This window comes from Streptococcus oralis subsp. dentisani, from assembly GCF_002096615.1.
Taxonomy (GTDB): domain Bacteria; phylum Bacillota; class Bacilli; order Lactobacillales; family Streptococcaceae; genus Streptococcus; species Streptococcus oralis_U.
Window position 1 is genome coordinate 1 of the sequence record NZ_NCUX01000001.1, and the last position, 1,682, is coordinate 1,682.

Consider the following 1,682-nt stretch of genomic DNA (forward strand, 5'->3'; position numbering starts at 1 on the left):
ATAATGGCTGGCTCACTCCACAAGGCTAAAAAAGCCAAAAACGATGAGTTTTATACTCGTTATAAAGATATTGCTGAGGAAATGGGGCATTATAGGGAACATTTTAGAGATAAAGTTATCTACTGTAATTGTGATGACCCAACACAATCAAATTTTTGGCGTTATTTTCATAACAATTTTGCAAGTCTGGGTCTTAAAAAACTGATAGCAACACATTTTCAAGAAGATAGCGAACCTTCGTATGCTCTGATTTATGAAGGGGGCGATGATTTCAATATGGAAGCTGGAAATATTGAAACTATTTATGGAGATGATGAGTATACCGCTGGAGATTTCCGAAGCGAGGACAGTATAAATTATCTGAAAGAAGCTGATATTGTTGTGACTAATCCTCCGTTCAGTTTGTTTCGAGAATATATTTCTCAATTAATGGAATATCAAAAAAAATTTATCGTTATCGGAAACAAAAACTCTGTAACATATAAAGAAATTTTTCCACTTATTCAAAATAACCAAATTTGGATTGGAGCTAGAAGTATGAATTCAGACTTTTGGTTATACGTTCCAGAGGGGGCTGATTATGAAAAGTTGGATGAAGATGGGAAAAAAGTAAAGCATATAATGGGTTGCTGGTTTACTAACTTAGATTTACAGAAACGTCATGATGGGTTATGGCATATAGGAGATAAATTCGACCAAACAAAAGCACACAAGTATTATGAAGGTTTTGAAGGAAAATATCCTAAATATGACAACTATAATGCAATAAATGTAGATAATGTTAAAGACATTCCAATTGATTATGATGGTGTAATGGGAGTACCTATAACTTTTATCAATTATTTCAATCCAACTGAATTCGAGATTATAAAATTCAGAAAAGGAGATGACGATAAAGATTTAACAATAGATGGGAAACCTCCTTATTTCAGAATTTTAGTTAGAAATCTAAATCCAATTAGTCGTGATGAAGATAAGGGATATTGATGAAGGGAGAATAAAATGAAAGTAACTAGATTAAGAGATGTACTTGATAGACCATTCACTATCAGAGATTTAGCTAGTGGTTATACTAATAATGATGATGGTTCAACAACAGATGCTGTAAAAGGATATAACGGGAGATTGAATATTCGTCCATCTTATCAGAGAAATAGCGTATATAACGAAGATAAGAGACAAGCTGTAATCCAAACTGTTTTAGACGAGTGTCCTTTAGGCATTATGTATTGGGTTGACTTAGGAAATGGACAATATGAGGTTCTTGATGGTCAACAGCGTGTTTTAGCTATTTGTAACTATGTTATGGGAAATTATTCTGTAAAATCAAACAGATTTCCGTCTAGTGCTCCACAACAAGATTTCCCAAATCTTCAAATGAACCTAACTGACTTAGCAGATCAAATTCTTGATTATGAATTAGATATATATGTTTGTGAAGGAACAGCATCTGAAAAAATGAAATGGTTTCACGTTATAAATACAGCAGGAGAACCATTAAATGAACAAGAGCTAAGAAATTCTGCATATACTGGTACTTGGCTTTCTGATGCTAAACAAAGGTTTTCAACAAAAAAAGGACGCGGTGTTGTACTTGCTGACGAGAATCCGAATAACGATAAAGCAGAACCACTATTAAATGGTAATTGGAATAGACAAGAGTATCTACAAACTGCTATTAA

Annotated in this window: 2 protein-coding genes; both read left to right on the plus strand. The window is 33.2% G+C overall.

Annotation, left to right across the window (positions count from 1 at the left end; all coding sequences use genetic code 11):
• The coding region (locus B7708_RS00005; protein WP_345788858.1) for an adenine-specific methyltransferase EcoRI family protein at positions 1 to 987 on the plus strand (987 nt) is incomplete at its 5' end.
• Between the two features lie 15 nt (positions 988 to 1,002).
• On the plus strand, positions 1,003 to 1,682 hold a 680-nt coding region (locus B7708_RS00010; RefSeq protein WP_142358239.1), incomplete at its 3' end, for a DUF262 domain-containing protein.